The following is a 24718-nucleotide window of genomic DNA, read 5'->3' as shown; positions in this document are numbered from 1 at the left end:
GGGGAGCCGCGCCTTGGCACGCTGGTGTGGTGGAAATCAGTTCAGGTTTGGTAAAGCCTTGTGCAGCAAAATCGGGTCTTTCAATACGCTGGCAGCAGCGGCGATGTCCGGTGCCAGCCAGCGGTCCTGGTCGTAGGCCGGAACCCGCTCACGCAGCAGACGCCACGCGGTATCGGTGCCAGCGCCAAAGCGTTGCTCTTTGAGGAACTCAAAAGCCTGGGACGCCAGCAAATATTCAATGGCGAGGATCTGCGTGCAGTTTTCCAACGCGCGATGCAGCTTCAGCGCCGCATTGGTGCCCATGCTCAAGTGGTCTTCCTGCAAGCCCGAGGTGACGTAGTTGTCGAGCACCGCCGGTTGCGCCAGTTGACGATTTTCCGCACACAGGGACGCGGCAACGTACTGGACGATCATCATCCCGGAATTCACCCCGGGATTGGCCACCAGAAACGCCGGCAGACCGCTGACGTGCGGGTTGATCAAGCGGTCCAGCCGACGCTCGGCGATGGAGCCGATTTCGGCCATGGCAATCGCCAGCAAATCCGCCGCCAATGCCACTGACTGACCGTGCGGGTTGGCCTGGGACATCACCCGGAAGTTGTCCGGCGTGCCCAGCAGCATCGGGTTGTCGGTGACAGAGTTGAGTTCGGTTTCGATCTGCTGTTTCGCGTGTTCAAGTTGATCGCGAGCGGCGCCGTGGACTTGCGGGATCGAGCGGATGCTCAATGCATCTTGAGTGCGAATGCCCTTGCTGCCGGCAATCACTTCACTGCCGTCGAGCAACGCCCGCAGGTTGATGCCAACTTGCTGCATGCCCGGGTGAGGCTTGAGCGCGATGATCTCGGCATCGAACGCGGCAATCTGGCCACGCTGAGCTTCGAAGCTCATGGCACCGATCACATCGGCCCACTGCACCAGACGCGTCGCATCGGCAATTGCCAGACAGCTGAGACCGGTCATGCATGGCGTGCCATTGACCAGGCACAAACCATCTTTGGCGCCGAGCTGAACCGGTTGCAGACCTTCCTCGCTCAAGGCCTGCTGCGCGGAAATGATCTGCCCGCGATAGCTGACATTGCCGACACCCAACAGCGCAATGCTGATGTGGGCCATGTGGGTCAGGTAACCCACCGAGCCCTGGGAAGGTACTTGCGGGGTGATGCCGCGATTGAGCAGCGCCAACAGGGCTTCGACCACCCGCCGATGAATGCCGGATTTGCCGTGGCTGTAATTGACGATGGCGGCGCACATGATTGCGCGGGTCTGTTCGTCGGCCAAGGGTGCGCCGACGCCACAGGCGTGACTGAGCAAGGTATTGCGCGACAACTGGCTGAGTTGTTCGTCTTTGAGCGAGACGTTGCACAAGGCGCCCAAGCCGGTGTTGACGCCGTAGGCACGCTCGCCGCTGGCGACGATGCGCTGGACGATCGCCTGGGCATTCTCGATCCGCGCCCAGACCTGTGGTGACAGCTCAAGCTGTGCGCCATGGCGAGCGACGGCAACCACATCCTGCCAACGCAACGGGGCGTCGGCGATAACGATTTTTTCAGCCTGGGACATCTTCAACCTCGTGCGTACAACCTTGATATTGATGCAGCTTCACTGACGCCTTCGCGGGCAAGCCTCGCTCCTACAAGGTTTGTGTCGTTCCCACATCCGGATGGCAAACGCCAATTCTGTAGGAGCGAGGCTTGCCCGCGAAGAGGCCCGCCCGATCACCGCAAATCTCTCAAACTACCGCAGCCCGCCGCTGTACGAACCGGTCCACATACTCATCCGCCGGCGAATGCAGGATCTCTCGTGGCGTGCCGACCTGAATCAGGCGGCCATCCTTGAGGATCGCGATGCGGTTGCCGATGCGCACGGCCTCGTCGAGGTCGTGGGTGATGAAGACGATGGTCTTGTGCAGGGTCTTTTGCAGTTCCAGCAACTGATCCTGCATTTCGGCGCGGATCAGCGGGTCGAGGGCGCTGAAGGCTTCGTCCATCAAGATGATGTCGGTGTCCGCCGCCAGGGCGCGCGCCAGGCCCACACGCTGGCGCATACCGCCAGACAGCTGATGCGGGTATTTGTTTTCGTAGCCCTTCAGGCCCACGGTGTTGATCCAGTGCAGCGCGCGCTCGGCGCACATCTGCTTGCTCTCGCCACGCACTTTCAAGCCGTAGGCGACGTTATCCAGCACGGTCTTGTGCGGCAGCAGGCCGAAGCTCTGGAACACCATGCTGATCTTGTGTCGGCGAAATTCGCGCAGGGCTTCCATGTCGTATTGCAGGATGTCCACGCCGTCCACCAGGATCGCGCCGCTGGTAGGGTCGATCAGGCGATTGAAGTGGCGCACCAGGGTCGACTTGCCGGAACCCGACAGGCCCATGATCACGAAGATCTCGCCGGTGCCGATGCTCAGCGACAGGTCGTTCACGCCGACCACACAACCGGTTTCGGCCAAGACCTGGTCCTTGGTCTTTTTCTGGCGAATCATTTCCAGCGCGTCTTTGGAACGGTTGCCGAAAATCTTGAAGACGTTCTTGACTTCAATCTTGCTGATGGCTTCGTTGCTCATTTGCTCACCTCATGCCGTGGCCGACCATACGCCTGAGTAATGCGGTCGATGACCACTGCCAGAATCACGATCGCCAGACCGGCTTCAAGGCCACGTCCGACGTTGAGGGTCTGAATCCCCACCAACACATCTTCACCCAAGCCACGGGCACCGATCATCGAGGCGATTACCACCATCGACAGGGCCATCATGGTGGTCTGGTTGATCCCGGCCATGATGCTCGGCAGGGCCAGCGGCAGTTGCACGCCAAACAGTTGCTGCCAGCGATTGGCGCCGAAGGCGTTGATCGCTTCCATCACTTCACCGTCGACCTGACGAATACCCAGATCAGTCAGGCGGATCAGCGGCGGCGCGGCGTAGATCACTGTGGCGAAAATCGCCGGGACCTTGCCCAGGCCAAACAGCATCAATACCGGGATCAGGTACACGAAACTCGGCATGGTCTGCATGATGTCCAGCAGCGGCATCAGCACCGAACGCAGGCGATTGCTGCGTGCCGAGAGAATACCCAGCGGAATGCCGATCAGCACCGAGATGACCGTCGCCACCATCATCAGCGCCAGGGTCTGCATCAGCTTGTCCCAGAGGCCGACCGCCCCCACCAGGAACAGCAGACCGACGATGACCGACGTGGTCACGACTTTACGGGTCGCGTGCCAGGCAACGCCCGCCACGATCGCCAGCATCAGCCACCAGGGCGCAGCACGCAGCAGCCCTTCGAGATTGACGATGGCCCACAGCAGGGTGTCGGAGATGCTGCGAAACACATCGCCGTAGTTGGTGACCAGCGAATCGACCCAACTGTTGACCCAGTCGGCGATGGAAAAGGTAAAGCTTTCGGGAAACATAAAAAGACTCTCAATCAAGGGGTTGCGATCAAGCATCCGACTGCCGTTGCCGACAGTCGGAGACACTCGACCTACAAGGCCGCGTCGATCTTTTTGGCTGCGTCTTCGCTCACCCACGCGTGCCAGACTTCAGGATGTTCCTTCAAGAAGATCTTGGCCAGTTTTGGCGATTCGATCCGCTCTTTGGCCATGCGCCCGAGGTTCTGATTCAGCAGGTCGATTGGCAGGTTGACCTTTTCCAGCACGGCCACCAGTTCCGGGGCTTGCTCGTGGAAGGTCTTGGACAGGCCGACCTTGATGGTCACGCTCTTGTCCACGCCTGGCTTTTCTTCGAGTTTGACCAGGTCGACCTGGCCCATCAGTGGGGTTGGCGACCAGTAGTAGAACAGGATCGGCTCGCCACGCTTGTAGCTCGATAGCACTGCCGCATCCAGCGCCGGGCCGGTACCTGGGCGGAAGTTGGTGTAGGTGCTTTCCAGGCCGTAGCTTTTGAGCATTTCGCTGTTGTCCAGCTCACAGGTCCAGCCGGCCGGGCAGTTGTAGAAACGGCCCTTGGATGGCTCTTCCTGATCCTTGAACACGGCAGCGTATTTGCCCAGATCGGCGATCGCTTTCAGGTCCGGGGCTTTTGGCTCCAGCTTGCGCTTGGCATCGCCTTCGATCACGTAACGCGGCACGTACCAGCCTTCGATCGCGCCAACGACCGGAGCGCCGACACCGATAACCTTGCCGGCCTTCTCGGCCTTGTTCCAGACTTCACTACGACCGACCCACTCTTCGGCAAACACTTGAATGTCGTTGCTGCTCAGGGCGTTTTCCATGGTGATGGAGTTGCCTGGCAGGCTGTCAGTCTTGCAGTCGTAGCCTTTCTCCAAGACGATTTGCATCACGTCGGTCAGCAGCATGCCGCTTTCCCAGTTCAGGCCGGCGAACTTCACCGGTTTGCCCGATTCGCACCAGCCAGCCGCCTGGGTGGCGCCAGCACTGGCCAGCAGGCCCATGGAAAGCAATGTGGTCAGCAGGGTCTTGTTCGATTTCATTGTTTGACGCTCCTAATCATGAGTTGGCTTACGGCAGTCAAGAGGCATCCAGCCCTGTCCACGTCCAATCAGGCCTGCGCAGCAGCGCGACCGGCCCCGCTTGTTTCAGGTTGTACATCGCTGTCCTGCTCGACCGGCAGGATCAGGTGATCGGGTACTGCGCTGTGCCATTTTTTCGCGCACACGTAATACAGGCCTGCGGGAAGCACCAGACCGATGATCCAGGAAATATCCACACCGCCCAGAGCGTCCACCAGCGGACCGGTATAGAACTTGGTAGCGATGAACGGCAGTTGCACCAGCACACCGAAGACATAGACGCTGATACCGAGGGGGTTCCAACGGCCGTAGCGACCGTTCGGATCGGCCAGCGCCGGCACGTCATAGCGTTCGCGGGTGATGCAGTAGTAGTCCACCAGGTTGATCGCGCTCCATGGCGTGAAGAACGCCAGCAGGAACAGGATGAAGGACTTGAACGCACCGAGGAACGAGTGCTGACCGAGCAGCGCCATCAGGGTCGCAGCACCGACGATGACCAGCACGAAGACCAGACGCTGCAAGCGCGATACCTTCAGGTCACCACGGAAGCCGCTGATGATGGTCGCAATGCACATGAAGCTGCCGTAGGAGTTCAGCGTGGAGATGGTGACCTTGCCGAACGCGATGCTGAAATACAGCAGCGCAGCGGTGGCACCGGTACCGCCCAGACCGACGATGTAGGCGACTTCGTGACCGGCAAACTGGCCGTTGGCCGATGCGGCAGCGAACACGCCGAGGACCATCGCTACCTGCGCACCAATGACCGAACCCGCGCCTGCGGCAAAAAAAGTTTTCACCGAGGAAATCTTGCTCGGCAGGTAGCGTGAGTAGTCAGCCACGTAGGGGCCGAAGGCGATCTGCCAGGACGCCGCGAGCGACACCGCAAGCAGAAAGCTGCTCCAGCTGAAGTGGCGGATTTGCAGGAGTGCGCCAACGTCAGTCTGGCTCATCAGGCGACTGAACAGGTAAACGAAGGCAATCACGCCAATGACGCTGGCGACACGGCCGATGAAATGGATCACCCGATAACCGAGCACCGTGACCAGCACGATGACACTGGCGAAGATGAGGATACCGACGCTGTCGCTGACGCCAAACAACTGGCCCAACGCCTGGCCGGAAAGCACGGTGCCCGTTGCGGTGAAGCCCAGGTACATCAGGCACACCAGCACGATCGGGATGGCCGCGCCATACACGCCGAACTGTACCCGGCTGGAGATCATCTGCGGCAGGCCAAGCTTGGGCCCTTGCGCCGCATGCAACGCCATTACACCACCGCCGAGCAGTTGACCGATCAACAGACCAATCAACGACCAGAACACATCACCGCCCAGCACCACGGCCAGGGCCCCGGTCACAATTGCGGTGATTTGCAGGTTGGCACCCATCCACAGAGTGAACTGGCTCAACAGACGACCGTGTCTCTCCGCTTCCGGGATGTAGTCGATCGAACGTTTCTCGATCAACGGTTTACTGCCTGCACGATCGCTGTTAACAGCCATGATTCAACCTCTGTGGATTGTTATTCGATGTTGGTGATCCCTGTAGGAGCGAGGCTTGCCCGCGAAGAATGCACCGCGGTGTGTCAGTTAAGACGCCTTCGCGGGCAAGCCTCGCTCCTACAGGTATTTCTGCGTTATTTACCGGTAATCATCGGCAGGTTCAGACCCTGCTCCTTGGCGCAGTCGATTGCGATCTGGTAACCCGCATCGGCGTGACGCATGACACCGGTAGCCGGGTCGTTATGCAGTACGCGAGCGATACGCTCGGCCGCTTCGTCCGTACCGTCGCAGACAATCACCATGCCCGAGTGCTGGGAGAAGCCCATGCCGACGCCGCCGCCGTGATGCAGGGAAACCCAGGTCGCGCCGCTCGCGGTGTTGAGCAGAGCGTTGAGCAGTGGCCAGTCGGACACGGCGTCGGAACCGTCCTGCATCGATTCGGTTTCGCGGTTAGGGCTGGCAACAGAGCCGGAGTCCAGGTGATCGCGACCGATCACGATTGGCGCGGACAATTCACCGCTGCGAACCATTTCGTTGAACGCCAGACCCAGCTTGGCGCGCAGGCCCAGGCCAACCCAGCAGATACGTGCCGGCAGACCCTGGAAGCTGATGCGCTCGCGCGCCATGTCCAGCCAGTTGTGCAGGTGGGCGTCGTCCGGGATCAGTTCTTTTACTTTGGCGTCGGTCTTGTAGATGTCCTGCGGATCGCCCGACAGTGCAGCCCAACGGAACGGACCGATGCCGCGGCAGAACAGCGGACGGATGTAAGCCGGTACGAAGCCTGGGAAGTCGAACGCGTTTTCAACGCCTTCTTCTTGTGCCATCTGACGGATGTTGTTGCCGTAGTCGAAGGTCGGAATACCCATTTTCTGGAATTCGAGCATGGCTTTAACGTGTACGGCCATGGACTGCTTGGCGGCTTTGACCACGGCAGCCGGCTCGGTCTTGGCGCGAGCGCGGTACTCTTCCCAGGTCCAGCCGGCTGGCAGGTAGCCGTTGAGTGGGTCGTGGGCGCTGGTCTGGTCGGTGACCATGTCCGGGCGCACGCCACGCTTGACCAGTTCCGGCAGGATTTCAGCCGCGTTGCCCAGCAGAGCGATGGAAATCGCCTTGCCTTCCTTGGTGTATTTGGCGATGCGGGCCAGCGCGTCGTCGAGATCGGTGGCTTGCTCATCGACATAACGGCTGTTCAGGCGGAAATCGATGCTGACCTGCTGGCATTCGATGTTCAGCGAGCAAGCGCCGGCCAGGGTTGCAGCCAGAGGCTGAGCGCCGCCCATGCCGCCCAGGCCTGCGGTCAGGACCCAACGACCTTTGAGGTCATCGTTATAGTGTTGGCGACCGGCTTCGACGAAGGTTTCGTAGGTGCCCTGAACGATGCCCTGGCTGCCAATGTAGATCCAGCTGCCAGCGGTCATCTGGCCGTACATGGCCAGGCCTTTGGCGTCGAGTTCGTTGAAGTGTTCCCAGCTCGCCCAGTGTGGCACCAGGTTGGAGTTGGCGATCAGCACGCGTGGGGCGTTGCTGTGGGTCTTGAACACGCCGACCGGCTTGCCGGATTGCACCAGCAGGGTCTCGTCGTCGTTCAGGTTGGTCAGGCTTTCGACGATCTTGTCGTAGCATTCCCAATTACGTGCCGCACGACCGATGCCACCGTAAACCACCAGTTCTTTAGGGTTCTCGGCGACTTCCGGGTCGAGGTTGTTCATCAGCATGCGCAGCGGCGCTTCAGTCAGCCAGCTCTTGGCGGTCAGCTTGTTACCGCGGGCAGCGCGGATTTCGACGTTACGAAACTTAGTAGGCTTATTGTCAGTCACGAAAAAGACTCCTCATCAATCAATCCAAACCAGCCCTGGCGGTGGGCAAGCCAGCCTGTGCGCGTCAAAGCGCCACAAGCGAATCAGTGGACGTTGCGAGGAGTCTCGATCGACTCATACGCATACGTCTTTACTTGTACATACAAGCATATGCAATCAAGCGGCCAACTTGCTGGATGGGTGTTCAAGAAAAGTTTTAAAAATGGCTGGAGAGCGCCTGAATCAAGGGTTCTGGCGAAGATGAAATTTTTCTGGGGGATTTTGCGAAGGGCGTGGCAGCTGTTACTTGAGCGTGGTTTTGCGCCACGCTGGGGCGTTCGGTAACAAAGTGGTGCGCAATGGGAAACGGATTTGAACGGTGGAAAGCTTCGCGGGCAAGCCTCGCTCCTACAGGGTTTATGTTTGCCATCCCAACGTGAGAACGACAAAAAACCTGTAGGAGCGAGGCTTGCCCGCGAAAGGATTTTGGATCAGCGTGCGATCAGCTCGATCACGCAGCATGGGCCGTTGCTGGAGATATCCAGCAGGCCAACGTTACCGTCCAGTTGCAGACAATCATGGCGCCCTAGCTGAGAGGCGTTGTTACCCACCGTCACTTCAAGCTGTTCAGCCACGCTGAACACCAGCACGGTGCCGGCGGAACTGAAAAACCGCTGCTCACCCTCCAGCCACTGCAACCGCGCGCTGTAACGGTCCGGCGCATAAATCAGGTTGAAATCGCGAATCGGCCCGCCGAGCAATGTGCAGGACACATGACTCTCGCCACTGAAAGCAAAGGGGTCCAGTGGTAACAATGGCCGAGTGTCCTGACCATCAACCCGCAAGCTCATGCCGTCGCCTTGCAGCACGGTGATCACCCGCTCATAGCCGGCAAAGGTTGAAAAACCGCCCGACTCGCCAATATCGGCAATCGACAGGCGCCAGCCGAAACCCTCAAGGCCGGCACCTCCATCACGGGTGATTTCTTCGGTGCTGCCACCGCCGTTTTTCCACGGCATACGCGGGTAATCGGCCGCGCGTAAAACTTTCAACTGGCTCATTTATGGCTCTTTATTTATGGAACCGTCCTTCCAGACGATGACGGGAACCGGGGTGGATCAAACGGGCGGCGGTCACTGGCTGACGGCCGGACCAGGTGCGGCGACGAATCAGCAGGCACGGCTCGCCCTTTTCAATCTGCAGCAATTTGCATTCAGACGGCTCGGCAAGAATCGCTTCGACCACGTGCTCGCCTTCGGTCAGCGGCGCAACCTGGTTCAGATAGGCGTAAGGCGTTTGCAGGGTGAAGTCTTGCTTGAGGTACTCCGGCGCCACCAGCGCGTTGACGAAACGGTCTTCGATCTGCACCGGAATATCGTTTTCGAAATGCACGATCAGTGAGTGGAACACTTTCTGCCCTTCGCGCATGTCCAGCGCCAGGGCTCGCTCGGAACCGGCGGCCTCTTCTTCGAGGGTGATCACCTTGCATGTATGGCGATGGCCACGGGAGGCAATTTCGTCGGCGATGTTGTGCACTTCAAACAGGGCGGACTGGCTTTTCGGCTCGGCGACGAACGTTCCGACGCCTTGCATACGCACCAACAGGCCATCGGCGGTCATCTCGCGCAGGGCGCGGTTGATGGTCATGCGGCTGAAACCCAGCTGGCTGACCAACTCGCTTTCCGACGGAACGCGGTAATGCGGCGGCCAGTTTCCACTATCGATCTGCTGGGTGATCATCTGTTTGACGCGGGCGTACAAGGGCGCCGGACTGTCGCCCAGATTGGCGCTCAGATTGGCATTCGGCGGCAATGTGGCAGAGGGAGTCGGCACGGTTAATCCTTGTTCATCTGTTAGAGGTTGCTAGCTTGCCGGAGTTTACCGAGCAGGCAAACGTCTGTATATGTATATACAAATAACACACGATGGGGTGCTGAACCATGTCCGCCTTCTTTGCCGAACGCGCGCTGCTGCCTAGTGGATGGGCCAACAATGTACGTCTTGAGGTCAGCGCCGATGGCGTGCTGACCCATATCCAGGCCGATTCTCACGCAGATGACGCCGAACGGCTGAGCGGTCCGCTACTGCCGGGGATGCCGAATTTACACTCCCACGCCTTCCAGCGCGCCATGGCCGGGCTGGCGGAAGTGGCGGGTAATCCGAATGACAGTTTCTGGACCTGGCGCGATTTGATGTACCGGCTCGTCGGAAAAATCAGCCCGGACCAACTTGGCGTCATCGCCCGTCAGCTGTACATCGAAATGCTCAAGGCCGGTTACACCTCGGTCGCGGAATTTCATTATGTACACCACGATACGAGCGGCCAACCGTACGCAGACCCAGCCGAACTGGCGTTGCGCATCAGCCAGGCCGCCAGCTCCGCCGGTATCGGCTTGACCCTGCTGCCAGTGCTCTACAGCCACTCCGGTTTTGGTGGCCAGGCCCCGAACGAAGGTCAGCGCCGCTTTATCAACAGCACCGAAAACTACCTCAAACTCCAGTCGCGCTTGCAGCCGATCCTGGCGCAGCAACCGGCGCAGGTATTGGGTTTGTGTTTCCACTCGTTGCGCGCGGTCACCCCGCAGCAGATCAGTGAAGTGCTGGCGGCCAGCGACAAGCAGTGCCCGGTACACATTCACATTGCCGAACAACAGAAGGAAGTCGATGACTGCCTGAGCTGGAGCGGTCGCCGTCCACTGCAATGGCTGTACGAAAACACCGACGTCGATCAGCGCTGGTGCCTGGTCCACGCGACCCACGCCAACCCGGAAGAAGTCACCCTCATGGCCAAGAGCCGCGCCATCGCCGGCCTGTGCCTGACCACCGAAGCCAACCTCGGCGACGGGATTTTTCCGGCGGTGGATTTCCTGGCGCAGGGTGGGCGCATGGGCATCGGCTCCGACAGCCATGTGTCGTTAAGCGTGGTGGAAGAATTGCGCTGGCTGGAATACGGCCAGCGTCTGCGCGATCAGCGGCGAAATCGTTTGTATGGCGCGGATCAGCCGATGGTCGGCCGCACACTGTACGACGCCGCGCTGGATGGCGGTGCCCAGGCGCTGGGGCAACCGATTGGCGCCCTGGAAGTGGGCAAGCGTGCTGATTGGCTGGTGCTGGATGGTAACGATCCCTATCTGGCGACGGCCAGCGGCGACGGGATTCTCAATCGTTGGCTGTTTGCCGGAGGTGACCGTCAGGTGCGGGATGTGCTGGTCAACGGCCAGTGGGTTGTGCGTGATGGGCGGCATGCCGGGGAAGAAGAGAGTAATCGGGCGTTTACCCAGGTGCTGCGCGATCTCTTGGGCTGACCCAAAAAAAATGTGGGAGCGGGCTTGCTCGCGAAAGGGCCGTCACCATCAACACAATTGTTGACTGACAGACCGCTTTCGCGAGCAAGCCCGCTCCCACATTAGATCGCCGGTAACAGTTAGTTCGAAGTCTTGGCCATCTTGCTATCCGACGCGCGCCAGATCAGTCGCGTCGTGTCATAACCCTGCTGACGCGCCTTGCTCAGCAGCTCTTCTCGCACCACGCCATTGACCGTCGGGGTGCGTGACAGCAGCCAGAGGTGACGGCGGCTCGGGTCGCCGACAATCGCGGTCTTGTAATCATCGCTGACGTACAACACCCAGTACTCTCCCTTCGCCACACCGGGGATCAGTCGCGAGAACCAGGTATCGAACTCGACCCACAACTTGTCGGCCTTGCCGGGTACCTGTGGATAAGCCGTGCCTTTGGCCTCTTCCCATTGCCAGTCCGACGTCAGGCAGCGGTTCAGCACCGCCATGTCACCTTCAGGTTTGAGACTGTAATGGGCCTCGGATTGTGCGCAGTTGCGCTGGAAATACACCGGCAGACGCGCCAGTTCGTACCAGGTTCCCTGGTAGCGCTTGAGGTTGACCGTGTTGACGGTCTTGGGTGCCAACGGATCTACGCCAGAAGTGGCGCAGCCGGCCAATACCAGGCCGGCAAAAAGTACGATCAGTAACCGCTTCATTATTTTTTTCTCCCGTGGGCGAATAGCCCCGGTTTACTTCAGGCCTTGGCCAGAAAACATCAGCACTTTGTCACCGGCATACTGCACGCTGATAAAGCTGTTTTTGTCACCCCAGGTGCAACTGGACATGCCGAGTGCGCCGGAGCAATCGGTCGGTTTGCCCAGCAAGGTTTCAACCTCGGCCTTGGGCATGCCGGTCGACAGCTTCGAATAATTTTCCTGATTGATCTTGCCGCACGCTGCCAACAACACGCAGAACGAGAGCAAGGCGATAGATCGCAGCGACATGGTGTAACTCCTGGGGCGTAGGGAATGGCATGGCTGCCAAGCTGAAGCTTAGAAGAGAAAACCCTTGTCTGGTTCCCTGACCCTGCGGCTATTTGTTCGGCCATCCGTCTGCCCTTTACGATAAATCAGCCACTTTTTCGCGCCGTTGAGTATTTCGTCGGTTTTCCCGCAGGCCGCCTAATCTTTGGCGCCGGCCAGTCGACATAGAAGCAGTGTAAAGCCTTCCACTGTGGCAAATTGACACCCCTTGTTGACCAGCCCTTCGCGGTAGCTCATTTAATGACCAGAAACATGAAATTCAGCCACAAAATCCTGTTGGCCGCCGCCCTTGTGGTGGCCGTTGCATTCGCCTGTTTCATCCTGTTCAACGATTACCGCCAGCGGCAGACCCTGCTCAGCAGTACCGAGTCCTCGATGCAGGAACTCGGCAGCCTGACCACCAGCAACATTCAGACCTGGCTGGAAAGCCGCATTCAATTGCTGCAATCGCTGGCCCAGCAAATCGCCGTGGACGGCAGCGCCCAGGCCAATCTCAAGCGCGCCATCGATCTGCCGGCCTACACCGGCAACTTCCAGCTGAGCTACTTCGGCGGCACCGATGGCGTTATGTTCTCGGTCCCGGCCGGCAATCGCGCCGCGGACTACGACCCGCGCGCCCGTGGCTGGTACAAGGCGGCCAACAACGCGCAACAGACCATCGTCACCGAACCCTACATTGCGGCATCGTCGGGCAAACTGGTGATTACCGTTGCCACGCCGGTGAAGCACCAGAATCAAATGATTGGCGTCGCCGGTGCAGACATTGATCTGTCCAGCGTCAGCGCGATCATCAACTCGCTGAACTTCGGCGGTCATGGCCATGCATTTATCGTCAGCGCCGACGGCAAGATCCTGATCCACCCGGACAGCAAACTGGTGCTCAAGAACCTGGCTGACGCTTACCCCAACGGGGCGCCGAAAATCAGCCCGGGCCTGAAGGAAGTCGAACTGGACGGCAAAACCCGGTTCATTTCCTTCACTCACGTCAACGGCGTGCCGTCTGCAGACTGGTACGTGGCGCTGGTGCTGGATAAAGACACCGCGTTCTCGATGCTCAGCGAATTCCGCACCTCGGCGATCATCGCCATGGTCATCGCCGTGGTGATCATCATCGCGCTACTGAGCATGTTGATCCGCGTGCTGATGCAACCGCTGCTGACCATGGGTCGCGCCATGCATGACATCGCCGAGGGCGAAGGTGACCTGACCAAGCGCTTGACCATTCACGGCCAGGATGAATTCGGTGCGTTGGGCACCTCGTTCAACCGTTTTGTGGAACGTATTCATACCTCGATCCGTGAAGTGTCCTCGGCCACCGGTCAGGTCAATGAAGTCGCCTTGCGCGTCGTAGCTGCATCGAACTCATCGATGTTCAACTCCGATCAGCAAGCTTCACGCACCAGCAGCGTGGCTGCAGCCATCAACGAATTGGGTGCCGCCGCCCAGGAAATCGCCCAGAACGCCGCCCTCGCCTCGCAACATTCGAGCGACGCCCGTGCCTTGGCCGAAGACGGTCAGCAAGTGGTGGATAAAACCATCGCCGCCATGCAGCAGCTATCGGCAAAAATCAGTGATTCCTGCGGCAACATCGAAACCCTGAACAGCAACACAGTGAACATCGGCCAGATTCTGGAAGTGATCACCAGCATCTCGCAGCAAACCAACCTGCTGGCGCTCAACGCGGCCATCGAAGCGGCCCGTGCCGGTGAAGCCGGCCGTGGTTTTGCCGTGGTTGCCGATGAGGTGCGCAACCTCGCCCACCGTACTCAGGATTCGGCGCAGCAAGTGCAGAAGATGATCGAAGAACTGCAAGTCGGCGCCCGGGAAGCGGTCAGCACCATGACCGACAGCCAGCGCCAGAGCGAAAGCAGCGTCGGCATCGCCAACCAGGCCGGCGAACGCCTGGGCAGCGTGACGCAGCGCATCGGTGAAATCGACGGGATGAATCAGTCCGTGGCCACCGCGACCGAGGAGCAAACCGCTGTGGTTGAGTCGATCAACGTCGACATCACCGAGATCAACACGTTGAACCAGGAAGGTGTAGAGAACTTGCAATCGACTTTGCGTGCGTGCGCTGACCTTGAGCAGCAGGCGGCGCGGTTGAAGCAGTTGGTAGGTAGTTTCAGGATTTAGTGTTTTCAAGGGCCCCTTCGCGGGCAAGCCTCGCTCCTACAGGGACTGGCGCACCGCACAACCTGTAGGAGCGAGGCTTGCCCGCGAAGACGGCATTAGCCGCAAAGAAACTTTAGAAGCGAGATCCGGGGCCTGAAAGAAACTCCAACTCTTCAGCCGTAGACTCACGCCCCAACACCGCATTGCGATGGGGAAACCGTCCAAATCGCGCAATGATCTTCTGATGGCGCTCGGCATAATCCAGGTTGTCGGCAAACACCGTCCGATCCGCCTCGGGTTGCTGTTCGACCAGATCCAGAAACCGCGAAACCGCTTCGTTCTGCACCGCCAGATTTTCGCAGTGCTCGAACACCAGATAGACAAACACCCGCTGGATCGGCCGCAGTTGCCGATCGAAATCCGCAGCAATGCCTTGCGCTACCAGAGCCTGAGCCCTGAGATCGCCTGAAAAGGATTTGGGGGTATCGCGAAAGATCATGCGAGGAAGTTGATCGAGCAACAGCACCAGGGCCAGCCAACCTTCGGGGCGTTGCGCCCATTCGGTCAAACCGCCGGCCAGCGCCTGCTCGACCAGGCTCCCGAAACGCGTCCGCGCTTCGAGATCCTGGCTGTCGCGCTTGCCGAACCATAACTTGCCCTTGTCAGCCGCTATTTCGTTGGGTGATTCGAAAGATCCAAACCACCATTCGAGTAACGGCTGCCAGGGCGCGGTCATGGTTTATTCCTTGTGGTAAGCCGTGACGCGGGCAACTTCTTCCTTCGAACCGAGGAACACCGCAACACGCTGGTGCAGGCCTTCCGGCTGGATGTCGAGGATGCGCTGGTGGCCGTCAGTGGATGCGCCACCCGCTTGTTCCACCAGGAACGACATTGGGTTGGCTTCGTACATCAGACGCAGTTTGCCCGGCTTCGACGGCTCGCGGCTGTCGCGTGGGTACATGAACAGACCGCCGCGGGTCAGGATGCGGTGCACGTCCGCGACCATCGCCGCGACCCAGCGCATGTTGTAGTTCTTTTTCAACGGGCCTTCTTCGCCAGCCAGCAATTCGCTGACGTAGCGTTGTACCGGAGCTTCCCAGTGACGCTGGTTGGACGCGTTGATCGCGAACTCCTGAGTGGACTCCGGGATCTTGATGTCTTCATGGGTCAGCACGAAGCTGCCCATTTCGCGGTCCAGGGTGAAGCCTTTCACGCCGTCGCCCAGGGTCAGGATCAACATGGTCTGTGGACCATAGATGGCATAACCGGCGGCCACTTGCTGGGTACCTGGCTGCAGGAAAGCCTTTTCATTCAAGGGCTCGTTCTGGCTCAGGTATTCGTTCGGGCAACGCAGTACCGAGAAGATGGTGCCGACCGGCGCGTTGATGTCGATGTTCGACGAACCGTCCAGTGGGTCAAATACCAGCAGGTACGCGCCTTTCGGGTATTTGCCCGGGATCTGGTAGGCGTTGTCCATTTCTTCGGACGCCATGCCGGCCAGGTGACCGCCCCACTCGTTGGCTTCGAGCAGGATTTCGTTGGAGATCACGTCGAGTTTCTTCTGCACTTCGCCCTGGACGTTTTCAGTGCCCATGCTGCCCAGAACACCACCCAGGGCGCCTTTGGAGACGGCGTGGTTGATTTCCTTGCAGGCACGCGCCACCACTTCGATCAGGAAGCGCAGATCGGCAGGAGTGTTGTTGCTACGGGTCTGCTCAATCAAATAGCGACTCAAGGTAACGCGGGACATGGACGGCTCCGGTGGAATGGGGGGGGCTAAAAACCCGCGCAGTTTAACGCGAGTCGGGGCGCATTTCCTCCTATCAGACGTGATACACCCAATAGAGTTCATGTGCGGGGTTGAGCGTAGTTCGAAATGGGGCCGATGTGGCCTGCGGATCAGTGGCAGATTGAGGTTTTTTTGTGGCTGATAGACCGCTTTCGCGAGCAAGCCCGCTTCCACAGTAGATCTTCAGCGTGCACAACATTTGTGTGCGACCGAGATCCAGTGTGGGAGCGGGCTTGCTCGCGAATGGCGCATAGCACCAGCCATTCTCAGGACTTAGCAGCAGGCTTGCGCAGCAAGCTGAACGCCATGGCCCCCAAAAACAGCACACTGAGCAACAGCACCGCCCACAGCCCGAATTTCTTCCAGTTCGTGTCCGCCACCGTTGGCACGGTCGCCGCCGGCGTCACCACGACCCCAGCCTCCACCGTCGCCTTGCCCAACGCCGCCAGTTTCGCAGCGCTGTAATCGGGAATCAGCGTCGATAATGGCAAGCTCGCCGCCTTCACCGTCGCACTCCCCAACGCCAGCGTATAAGGCCCGGCACCGCGTGCCAGGAACACCAGTTGCGTGGAGCGCACGGCAAATCGCACGGTCGGCGCTTCGGCGCCCAGGCCACCGCCGCGCTCATCCACCGTCAGCTTCAATTGCTGCACGGTCTGGCCCGGCAGCTGCAATTCGTTCTGCACCACGTCCTGGCCATTCTGGGTCAAGCGGTAGAGCAAACCGCTGGTCAGCGTTTGCCACGGCAGGCTGGTTTCCCGGCGACCCGACAATGTCACCGGTGCCAGGCTGTTGGGCTGATTCAGCTCGATCTGCAAGCGCTGGACATTCAACCCCATCGGCAATTGCCAGATGTACTCACCGGCCTTCACGCTGGTGCCAGCCAACGGTTGTGACCAGACCAACGGCAGCGGCAAGGTGCGAGGGTTGGTGCTTTCCAGTTGCGCCGACGTCAGCGCTGGCGCCGATTGCGGTGAGCTCCACAGCAAACGCAGATAGCGCGCCGATTGCCCCGGCAGGCCGACCTCATGCTGTTCAACCCGTTCGTCGGCAAACGTCAGACGCGCCACTTGCCCTTCGCCCCACGACTGCCAATGCTGCAAATCGTCGCTGGCTTCGATGCTGAAACGCTGAAAGCCGTCGCGATCGCTGGTCCAATCGAGGATCAATTGCTGTAACGGCGCCTTGATTCGACTGGCATCGAGTAACCAGCCGCGCAGCTCTTCTTCGCCCGCCTCCAACTGGCTGGACGGCTGCACCTCGACCAACGTGCCGTTGGTGTTCGATTGCACGCGGACACTCGGCGCGCGTTCGGTGGCTTCCGCCGAGTTGTACAACGGGAACCACTTCACGTCGTGAAGTGTGCGGTTTTCGCGGGTCTGCGCGGGTTCTCGGGCCAGCGCATAAGCCTGAGGCTCACCGGCGGCGTTGAACACGCGTAGATCGCTGAGATCGGTTTGCCGCGCTTTCAGTTGCACGCCCAAGGGCAATTCCAGGCGATACCACGGGCCTTCGCCACTCACCGACAACGGCACCTGCGCGGCAAAGTCCGCCGGTTTTTCCTGCGCGCCGGCCGACAGCGTCACACCCAACACCACAGCCCCCCACCAGCCCAGGTTCAGTTTCTGACTCAAGACGACACTCCTTCGGTTTCAGGGGCCGGTTTTTCAACATCCGGCACAGCTTCGGCACGCTTGGGTGGCAATGGAGCGAAATAGCCCACCACCAACAGCAACACGCCAACGCCGATAAACGACACGATCCGCGCGAGCCCGCCGCGGTTACTCAATTCAACGAAGAACAGCTTGGCGACCACCAACGCGATCAGCGCCGCGCCGATCAGCCAGACTTCGCGGCGATGACGCAGATGCCCACCGATCATCAGACTCAGGGCCATCAGGGTCCAGACGATGGACAGGCCGGCCTGCACCAACATCGACCCAAGCAGCAGATCCAGCGCGTACGGCACGCCACCCCAATGGTGAGCCGCGCGCATCACCAGCGCGGTGAAGAAGACGAACAGCGAAACCCCGGCGATCACTTGCGTGGCGTTATCGGCGTACTCCTTGCGAATTGCCAGTTGCGCCACGGCGCTGCGAGACCAGATGTAAACGCCGAACAGGGCAAACAGCAGGCCCAGCTCCAGCGGGTTGATCAGTGGCACATACGGCAACGGCTCGGCGGTGCCGTCACTGGCGATGTTCGCCAACCAGAACCAGCCGAGCATCAACAGTGCCAACGGCGCAGCGGCATAGACCCGGTACTCGCGGGGATAAGCCGACACCGGCCATGGCCACGCACGCGGTGCAGCCATCAGCACCAGATACAGGCTCGGCAGAATCGCCCAGCCCAACCAGCGCCAGGCGTTGTACTGTTCCGACAACAGCAGCAGACCGTAACGCAGCTCCAGGGCCAACACGCCGATCAACAGCCAGCAGCCGAGCACATGGGCGGTGCTCAGGGCTGTTGCGGGCAGCGTCGGCGCCAGACGCCGCAGCGAGATGAAATGCACGACAAACACCGCGATCCAAACCAGCCAGCCGAAGTTGGCGGCCGGGTGATAACGCGAATGCCAGGCCGCGAGCAGCACCAAACCGGCAGCGGGAATCAGCAACGTGCAGAGCAAGCCCAGCGACGACCACTTCATGCGTAGCGCCAACACCGCCCACAGCGCGACACTCACGGCGGCGAAGGCCAGCAACAAAGTGGCTTGCAGATTCAACGGCGCAAAGCGCAGCACTTCGCTGACCCACGCCAGCGCCCACCAACCCGCGCCCCACACCAGCAATACTTCGGACAAGCGCTGCAGGCTCAACCCATCGAAGGCCGAGGCATGGTTGCCGAGCTGCAAACGCCAGGCCCCGACGAAGGCGGCCAGCCCTAGCACCAGCGGCGTCCAGAAACCGCTATGCGCCAACGGTCGCAACCCTTCGCTGAGCAGCGGGCCGAGCAGGTCTGGCCCGGCGAACAGGAACGCCGCGCCACCGATCACCTGCAACAGCAGACCAAAGACAAAACTCACGCGCTGCTTCAGGTACAGGCTCAACCAGATGATGAACAAACCACTGGCGGCCCACACCGCGCTCGCGGTTTGCCACGGCAACACGAACAGCACCGCGAGGTTGATCAGCACCAGGCCGGCCAGCAACACCACTGACAAGCCGCGCAGCAAACGCACGTCGCTGCGCACCATTTCGTCGCGGGCCGCCAGCAACATCCCGGCGATCAATGCCAGCCCGATCAGGGACGCGCTGAGCAAACCGCTCCAACCGGCGCTGAACACCGCGGCAGACTCGCCGCCCGCCCCTTGCAGCCGCAACAGGAACAACGCACCGCCAAGCAGTTGCACAGCGAACGCGGTGAACAGGAAGGTTCGCGATTGCAGGCGCAGGCCGACGAACAGCGTCGCCAACCCGGCCAGCGCCCAACTGATCGCCGTGCCGTGGGTGAAGAAAAACAGCGGCGCCAGCAGATAGAGGAACGTCAGCCCCAGACAGGCCAGCACCGGCAGTGCTTGGCGCTCCCACTGCGACGCCTGTTCAGGCAACGCTTTGCGCAACTGGTAGAAGCTGAACAGCAGCGCCACGCCGAGCATCAACGCTCCCAGCGGTGCGCCATCGAGCAGGCTGCTCTCACCAGTCCGCAGCTCACTGAGAAAGGCCAGTGCCGAGCCCAGCTGCAGCAGCAAGGCAAAGGCTCGCGCCAGCGGTCGTTGTTGACGCAGACCGAGCCAGAAAATCCCCGCGCCTTCCACCGCCCAGGCAGCTGCGGTCCAACGCGCGTCGAGCCCCAAGGGAATCGCCAGGCTGGCGAAAATCACCCCCAACGCCAGACAGGTTTCCGCCAACAACAATGCTCGACCGCCCATCAGCAATCGGGCCAGCCCCATGTAAATCATGCCCAGTGCCAAGGCGCTGAAGGCGGCGGCAAATTCCAGATGCTCCACCAGCGCGAACTGCAAACCGAAACCCACCAGCGGAGGGGCGAACAGCATCGTGCCGTCGACGTAATCGCCCTTGCGCGCCGACCAGTGCAGCAGCGCCTCGCGGCTGTCGTCCTCGGGCGCATCGCTCATTTCCAGCAGTTTGCGCCGGGCGAACAACAAGCCGATGGCCAGGTACATCAGGAAAAACAGAATCAGGAACGGCTCGGTACTCCACAGCAATTCCGGTGTATAGGAACGCAGACCCCAGGCCAACCCGATGCCGAAGGTGCCGACAAAACCGATCAGGTTAAGCAGCCGCCAGGCCTTGAACCACGCGATGGCGAGGATGCCGGCATTGAGCAAGGCGAAGTAGCTGAACAGCGCGACATGGTTGCCGGCGCCGGTGGAGGTCAGGATCGGCGCGGCGAAACCACCCAGGGCAGCTGCGGCGGCCAAGCCCAAGGCGTTTTGGGTAATGGCGAGAATTGCCGAGAACACCGTCACCACCACCAACAGCCCCAGTGCAGCCGTGGGGTCGAGCAATGGATGCAGACGCATCGCGGCAAATACGGTCAGGTACAACACCGCGATCCCGGTGCCTTGCAGCATCAACGCGTAATTGCTGTTGCGCAGACGCAGCCACCAGCCCAGCGCGAGCAAGCCCAAGGCCGCCGCCGCGACACCGGCGTAACGCAACTCGACCGGCACTACCATGCCTTCGGTGGCGTAGCGCAACAGGAAGGCCAGGCCGAGGAACAACAGCACCACGCCGACCCGCAACACGGTATTACCGCCGAACAACCAGTTGCGCGCGCCGCTGATGGCGCGCTCGATGAAGTTCGGGCCGCGAGGCGCCGCCGGCGGCTGTGGTTCACGGGCAACCGGTTCGGGTTTCCAGAGATCATCGGGTAGCGGACGACTGGTTTCGGTGGCGGCCGCCGTGATGGGTTCAAATTCAGGCGGCAGCTCCCAGATCAGCTCCGGGGATGCGAGAGGCGCTTGTTCAAGAATGATTTCAGGGGATGGAACCGGCTCGCTAGGCGCAGGTTCAATGGCTTCAGGTGTTTTGACGCCCGACACTTCCAGCAATGCCAATCGCTGCTCGACCGCATTCAGCGCAACTTGCGCCTGATCGAGCAAGCGTCGCTGCTCGGCGCTTTGAGTACTCAAGCGGCCGATGCGGATGGCTTGGCCAATACCCAGCCCGAGCAAAGCGCCCAACAGCGCATCGCTGAACGACTCGTCGAGTAGCCAGCCCAGCAGCAGCCCAATCAGCATGAACATCCATTGCATGGTCGATATCCCTAAGCGGCCCCGCGGCGGGGCGAATCCGGGCGATACAGCGTCAAAGCTCAGTCTAGTGAGCAGACACCCGGAGTCCAGTGTGAGAGCAGATTGCATCTGCACCACAAATCCAATGTGGGAGCGGGCTTGCTCGCGAAGAGGGCCTGACATTCGACAATGATGTTGAATGTCGGTCCGCTTTCGCGAGCAAGCCCGCTCCCACAAGGGTCAAGTTGGTGCTTAGTATATCGATCAGGCCCAACGGACGTTGGGCCTTGCGCACATTTGTTGCAGAAAGTTACTCCAAAGCCTTCCAGATATCCGTGGCGTACTCGCGAATGGTCCGGTCGGACGAGAACCAGCCCATCCGCGCGCTGCTCAATACCGCCGAGCGCCACCACTCTTTGGAGTCGTGCCAATGAGCCTCGACCCGCATCTGAGCGTTCCAGTAAGAGTCGAAATCGGCGCAGACCAGGAAGCGGTCATAGTCCACCAGCGAATCAATCAGTGTGGTGTAGCGGGACGGATCGTCTGGTGAGAACACCCCTCCGCGAATCGCTTGCAACACATCGTTGAGTCGATGGGAGGCGGCAATGTCCGGTGCCGCGCTGAACTCATGGTTGAGTTTGCGCGCTTCCACTTGCTCGGCGCTGAGGCCGAAGATGAACATGTGTTCGACACCAATGCGCTCGCTCATCTCCACGTTGGCCCCGTCCAGGGTGCCGATGGTCAGCGCGCCGTTGAGGCCGAACTTCATGTTGCTGGTGCCCGAGGCTTCGAAGCCTGCGGTGGAAATCTGTTCCGACAAATCCGCCGCTGGAATGATGCTTTCGGCCAGGCTGACGTTGTAGTTGGGCAAGAACACCACTTTAAGCAAACCACGCACGGTCGGGTCGTTGTTGACCACCCGGGCGATGTCGTTGGTCAGTTTGATGATCAATTTGGCCTGGTGATAACTGGCCGCCGCCTTGCCGGCGAAGATCTTCACCCGCGGCACCCAGTCGATTTCCGGTTCGGCACGAATCGCCTGGTACAGCGCAACGGTGTGCAGCAGGTTGAGCAACTGACGTTTGTATTCGTGGATCCGCTTGACCTGCACGTCGAACATCGCCGCCGGGTTGATCGCGACCCCCAGCCGTTCATGAATCAGGTATGCCAAGGCTTTCTTGCTGTGCAGCCGCTGTTCGGCGAACTGTTTGCGGAATGCAGTCTTCTCGGCAAACGGTTCCAGCCCTATCAGGCTTTCTTCGGGGTTATCCAGCATATCCGGGCCGAGGGCGTCGACCATCATCGAGGTCAGCTCGGGGTTGGCCTGGTAGAGCCAGCGGCGGAAAGTAATGCCGTTGGTCTTGTTGTTGATCCGCTCCGGATAGAGTTTATGTAACTCGGAAAACACGGTGCTGCGCATCAGTTGCGTATGCAGGCCGGACACGCCGTTGACGCTGTGAGAACCAAGGAATGCCAGATTGCCCATGCGCACGCGACGACCGTTGTCCTCCTCGATCAGCGACACCGCACGCAACACGTCGAAATCGTGAACGCCCTTGGCCCGCAATGAGTCGATGTGCTGGGCGTTGATCAAGTAAATGATCTGCATGTGCCGTGGCAGCATCCGCTCCATCAAACCGACCGGCCAGGTTTCCAGCGCCTCCGGCAACAGCGTGTGGTTGGTGTACGACAGCGTGTCGACCGTAACTTGCCACGCCGCATCCCACGCCACGTCATAAACGTCGACCAACTGACGCATCAGCTCGGCCACGGCAATCGAGGGGTGAGTGTCGTTGAGTTGAATGGCCGCGTGATCGCCCAGGGTCAGCACCGAGGTGTGCATGTTGCGATGGCGGCGCAACAAATCCTGCAGGGATGCAGCGACGAAGAAGTATTCCTGACGCAGACGCAGTTCCTGGCCGGCCTCGGTGCTGTCCGCCGGGTAGAGCACGCGGGAGATACTTTCGGCCCGGGCCACTTCTGCCACCGCGCCCAGGTGGTCGCCAGCGTTGAAGCGCTCCAGGTGCAACTCTTCCATGGCCCGGGCACGCCACAGTCGCAGCGTGTTGACACTCGCGCCGCGCCAACCGACCACCGGGGTGTCATAGGCAATGGCCCGCACGGTTTCCGCCGGGGACCAGACTTGCCTGGATTTGCCGTTTTCATCGGTCACGGTTTCGACACTGCCGCCGAAGCCGATCGGGTAGGCGACCTCCGGCCGTTCGAACTCCCACGGGTTGCCGAAATCCAGCCAGTGTTCGGTCTGCTCCTGCTGCCAGCCGTCGACGATGGCCTGACGGAACAAACCGTGTTCGTAACGAATGCCGTAACCATGGCCGGCGATGCCGAGGGTCGACATGCTTTCCATGAAGCACGCCGCCAGACGCCCGAGACCTCCGTTGCCCAGCGCCGCATCGGGTTCCAGCAGACGGATGCGTTCGATGTCGACGCCAAGTTCGGTCATGGCCTCGCGAGCCACATCGAGCAGGCCGAGATTGCTCAGGCTGTCATAGAGCAAGCGGCCGATCAGGAATTCAAGGGAGAGGTAATAGACCCGTTTCTGGCCTTTGCGGTAGATCTGCCGGGTGTGGTCCATCCAGTGCTCGACCATGTGATCGCGCGCCGCCAGGGCGATGGCTTCGAACCAGTCGTGGTCGAAGGCGTGATCAGGGTCTTTGCCCACCGCGTAGGTAAGCTTGGTCAAGACGGCGTCGCGGAATGCGGCCACCTCTGCTTCGCGAACAAGTGGTTCTTGAGTCATCGATAAGACCTCGAGCGAGCGTGAAGTTGTCTGAGCCTAGTCGGTCTGACAGACCATTGAGACTCTGGTTCGGCAGTTTTTCCTGTTAGTGCGAGATAGGTCGACATTACGTTGTCGCGTGCCAGAAACAATGCAGGGGCCGTGCCGGACACAGGGATTATTTTGCGCCAAGCGAAAAAATCTGGCGAAAGGTTGTTCAAAAATCCACCAGTCCCGGTATGATCGCGCGCCCTGATGCACACGCTGGTAACAACCGATGATGAAGCCCAACCTGATCGCCGCCGCGGAGATCGATCGCCTCGATACCTGGGCAAAATACTCTGCCCCGATGTGCGGTTCCTGCGTGTCCAGCTGCTGCACCTTGCCGGTCGAGGTCAAGATCAAGGATCTGATCCGTATCGGCATTGTCGACGAATTCGAGCGTGGCGATCCGCCGAAGAACATCGCCAAGCGTTTGCAGAAGGAAGGAATCGTCGAGCGCTATAACCAGAAGTCCGAGATCTTCACCCTTCAGCGCATGAGCAACAACGATTGCCTGTACCTGGATCGCAAGAGCCGTTTGTGCACTATTTATGATAAGCGCCCGGATACCTGCCGCAATCACCCGAAGATCGGACCGCGGCCGGGGTATTGCGCGTACAAGCCTAAAGAAGTGGTGCGCGAGAACAGCGCCAGCCGTAGGACGCTTGAGAAGTTCTGATCCGGAATCGCGCTGCCGGATAGATCGCCTTCGCGGGCAAGCCTCGCTCCTAC

Annotated in this window: 18 protein-coding genes and 1 pseudogene; 4 read left to right on the top strand and 15 right to left on the bottom strand. The window is 60.2% G+C overall.

Going from position 1 to position 24718, the window contains the following annotated elements:
- Positions 1 to 36 precede the first annotated feature (36 nt).
- The 8 genes from hutH to hutC all read right to left on the bottom strand — a co-directional run bounded on the left by hutH (position 37) and on the right by hutC (position 9525).
- Positions 37 to 1560 (bottom strand): histidine ammonia-lyase, encoded by a 1524-nt coding sequence (gene hutH / locus KW837_RS15480; protein ID WP_218396986.1) that lies wholly within the window; start codon positions 1558 to 1560, stop codon positions 37 to 39.
- Between the two features lie 169 nt (positions 1561 to 1729).
- Entirely contained in the window at positions 1730 to 2560 is an 831-nt protein-coding gene (locus KW837_RS15475) for a glycine betaine/L-proline ABC transporter ATP-binding protein (RefSeq protein ID WP_007907824.1), read from the bottom strand.
- Positions 2557 to 3408: a proline/glycine betaine ABC transporter permease gene (locus tag KW837_RS15470; RefSeq protein WP_030129253.1), complete on the bottom strand. Its 852-nt coding sequence runs from the start codon at positions 3406 to 3408 to the stop codon at positions 2557 to 2559. Before KW837_RS15470 ends, KW837_RS15475 begins: the two co-directional genes overlap by 4 nt.
- A gap of 71 nt (positions 3409 to 3479) precedes the next feature.
- On the bottom strand, positions 3480 to 4448 hold the full coding sequence (locus KW837_RS15465; protein ID WP_123500000.1) for an ABC transporter substrate-binding protein: 969 nt from the start codon (positions 4446 to 4448) through the stop codon (positions 3480 to 3482).
- Between the two features lie 68 nt (positions 4449 to 4516).
- On the bottom strand, positions 4517 to 5989 hold the full coding sequence (locus KW837_RS15460) for a cytosine permease (RefSeq protein ID WP_218396985.1): 1473 nt from the start codon (positions 5987 to 5989) through the stop codon (positions 4517 to 4519).
- A 134-nt stretch (positions 5990 to 6123) separates the two neighbouring features.
- Positions 6124 to 7806 carry a urocanate hydratase gene (gene hutU, locus KW837_RS15455; protein ID WP_218396984.1) on the bottom strand — a complete coding sequence of 561 codons (1683 nt, stop codon included), beginning with the start codon at positions 7804 to 7806 and terminating at the stop codon, positions 6124 to 6126.
- Positions 7807 to 8276: 470 nt separating this feature from the next.
- Positions 8277 to 8846, bottom strand: a complete 570-nt coding sequence (locus KW837_RS15450) for a HutD family protein (protein ID WP_218396983.1) — start codon at positions 8844 to 8846, stop codon at positions 8277 to 8279.
- 10 nt (positions 8847 to 8856) lie between these two features.
- Positions 8857 to 9525 carry a histidine utilization repressor gene (hutC, locus tag KW837_RS15445; protein WP_232252242.1) on the bottom strand — a complete coding sequence of 223 codons (669 nt, stop codon included), beginning with the start codon at positions 9523 to 9525 and terminating at the stop codon, positions 8857 to 8859.
- Between the two features lie 200 nt (positions 9526 to 9725).
- Here hutC and KW837_RS15440 point away from each other — a divergent pair, with 200 nt between their 5' ends.
- The gene (locus KW837_RS15440; RefSeq protein WP_218396981.1) at positions 9726 to 11090 is read left to right on the top strand and encodes a formimidoylglutamate deiminase; all 1365 of its coding nucleotides are present in this window, start codon (positions 9726 to 9728) and stop codon (positions 11088 to 11090) included.
- A gap of 119 nt (positions 11091 to 11209) precedes the next feature.
- Here the strand turns inward: KW837_RS15440 and KW837_RS15435 are convergent, their stop codons facing one another.
- Both KW837_RS15435 and KW837_RS15430 read right to left on the bottom strand, forming a co-directional pair.
- Positions 11210 to 11779 carry a lipocalin family protein gene (locus KW837_RS15435; RefSeq protein ID WP_008068806.1) on the bottom strand — a complete coding sequence of 190 codons (570 nt, stop codon included), beginning with the start codon at positions 11777 to 11779 and terminating at the stop codon, positions 11210 to 11212.
- A gap of 33 nt (positions 11780 to 11812) precedes the next feature.
- A complete protein-coding gene (locus tag KW837_RS15430; protein ID WP_007907841.1) occupies positions 11813 to 12067 on the bottom strand; it encodes a hypothetical protein in 255 nt (84 codons plus the stop codon).
- Between the two features lie 279 nt (positions 12068 to 12346).
- On the opposite strand from KW837_RS15430, the pseudogene KW837_RS29090 reads away from it, so the two are divergent.
- Both KW837_RS29090 and KW837_RS29085 read left to right on the top strand, forming a co-directional pair.
- Positions 12347 to 13381, top strand: a pseudogene (locus KW837_RS29090) (cache domain-containing protein); the annotation flags it as partial.
- 93 nt (positions 13382 to 13474) lie between these two features.
- Positions 13475 to 14239, top strand: coding sequence for a methyl-accepting chemotaxis protein (locus tag KW837_RS29085; RefSeq protein WP_370694726.1), 765 nt, complete (start codon positions 13475 to 13477; stop codon positions 14237 to 14239).
- A 112-nt stretch (positions 14240 to 14351) separates the two neighbouring features.
- Here KW837_RS29085 and KW837_RS15420 read toward each other — a convergent pair whose 3' ends face one another.
- From KW837_RS15420 to KW837_RS15400, 5 genes are all read right to left on the bottom strand, one after another.
- Complete coding sequence (locus KW837_RS15420; RefSeq protein WP_218396977.1) at positions 14352 to 14954, bottom strand: DUF924 family protein; 603 nt, start codon at positions 14952 to 14954, stop codon at positions 14352 to 14354.
- Positions 14955 to 14957: 3 nt separating this feature from the next.
- On the bottom strand, positions 14958 to 15968 hold the full coding sequence (locus KW837_RS15415) for a class 1 fructose-bisphosphatase (protein WP_063341843.1): 1011 nt from the start codon (positions 15966 to 15968) through the stop codon (positions 14958 to 14960).
- Positions 15969 to 16273: 305 nt separating this feature from the next.
- Entirely contained in the window at positions 16274 to 17641 is a 1368-nt protein-coding gene (locus tag KW837_RS15410; RefSeq protein WP_218396975.1) for a DUF3999 domain-containing protein, read from the bottom strand.
- Positions 17638 to 21225 (bottom strand): DUF2339 domain-containing protein, encoded by a 3588-nt coding sequence (locus KW837_RS15405; RefSeq protein WP_218396973.1) that lies wholly within the window; start codon positions 21223 to 21225, stop codon positions 17638 to 17640. The genes KW837_RS15410 and KW837_RS15405 overlap by 4 nt, the downstream gene beginning before the upstream one ends.
- Before the next feature lie 289 nt (positions 21226 to 21514).
- Entirely contained in the window at positions 21515 to 23965 is a 2451-nt protein-coding gene (locus KW837_RS15400) for a glycogen/starch/alpha-glucan phosphorylase (protein WP_123500018.1), read from the bottom strand.
- A gap of 259 nt (positions 23966 to 24224) precedes the next feature.
- Here KW837_RS15400 and KW837_RS15395 point away from each other — a divergent pair, with 259 nt between their 5' ends.
- Positions 24225 to 24665: a YkgJ family cysteine cluster protein gene (locus KW837_RS15395; protein WP_218397395.1), complete on the top strand. Its 441-nt coding sequence runs from the start codon at positions 24225 to 24227 to the stop codon at positions 24663 to 24665.
- Positions 24666 to 24718: the final 53 nt, after the last annotated feature.

This window comes from Pseudomonas sp. PDM24 (assembly GCF_019218905.1).
Lineage (GTDB): Bacteria > Pseudomonadota > Gammaproteobacteria > Pseudomonadales > Pseudomonadaceae > Aquipseudomonas.
The sequence above is the reverse complement of the archived record's forward strand: the minus strand, read 5'-3'. Positions and strand labels throughout refer to the sequence as shown.

Coding starts and splice junctions, on each gene's coding strand:
- KW837_RS15400 (WP_123500018.1), bottom strand. CDS start 23,965: ATGACTCAAGAACCACTTGTTCGCGAAGCAGAGGTGGCCGCATTCCGC.
- KW837_RS15470 (WP_030129253.1), bottom strand. CDS start 3,408: ATGTTTCCCGAAAGCTTTACCTTTTCCATCGCCGACTGGGTCAACAGT.
- KW837_RS15420 (WP_218396977.1), bottom strand. CDS start 14,954: ATGACCGCGCCCTGGCAGCCGTTACTCGAATGGTGGTTTGGATCTTTC.
- KW837_RS15465 (WP_123500000.1), bottom strand. CDS start 4,448: ATGAAATCGAACAAGACCCTGCTGACCACATTGCTTTCCATGGGCCTG.
- KW837_RS15435 (WP_008068806.1), bottom strand. CDS start 11,779: ATGAAGCGGTTACTGATCGTACTTTTTGCCGGCCTGGTATTGGCCGGC.
- KW837_RS15460 (WP_218396985.1), bottom strand. CDS start 5,989: ATGGCTGTTAACAGCGATCGTGCAGGCAGTAAACCGTTGATCGAGAAA.
- KW837_RS15415 (WP_063341843.1), bottom strand. CDS start 15,968: ATGTCCCGCGTTACCTTGAGTCGCTATTTGATTGAGCAGACCCGTAGC.
- KW837_RS15450 (WP_218396983.1), bottom strand. CDS start 8,846: ATGAGCCAGTTGAAAGTTTTACGCGCGGCCGATTACCCGCGTATGCCG.
- KW837_RS15440 (WP_218396981.1), top strand. CDS start 9,726: ATGTCCGCCTTCTTTGCCGAACGCGCGCTGCTGCCTAGTGGATGGGCC.
- KW837_RS15405 (WP_218396973.1), bottom strand. CDS start 21,225: ATGCAATGGATGTTCATGCTGATTGGGCTGCTGCTGGGCTGGCTACTC.
- hutH (WP_218396986.1), bottom strand. CDS start 1,560: ATGTCCCAGGCTGAAAAAATCGTTATCGCCGACGCCCCGTTGCGTTGG.
- KW837_RS29085 (WP_370694726.1), top strand. CDS start 13,475: ATGTTCAACTCCGATCAGCAAGCTTCACGCACCAGCAGCGTGGCTGCA.
- KW837_RS15430 (WP_007907841.1), bottom strand. CDS start 12,067: ATGTCGCTGCGATCTATCGCCTTGCTCTCGTTCTGCGTGTTGTTGGCA.
- hutC (WP_232252242.1), bottom strand. CDS start 9,525: ATGATCACCCAGCAGATCGATAGTGGAAACTGGCCGCCGCATTACCGC.
- KW837_RS15395 (WP_218397395.1), top strand. CDS start 24,225: ATGAAGCCCAACCTGATCGCCGCCGCGGAGATCGATCGCCTCGATACC.
- KW837_RS15475 (WP_007907824.1), bottom strand. CDS start 2,560: ATGAGCAACGAAGCCATCAGCAAGATTGAAGTCAAGAACGTCTTCAAG.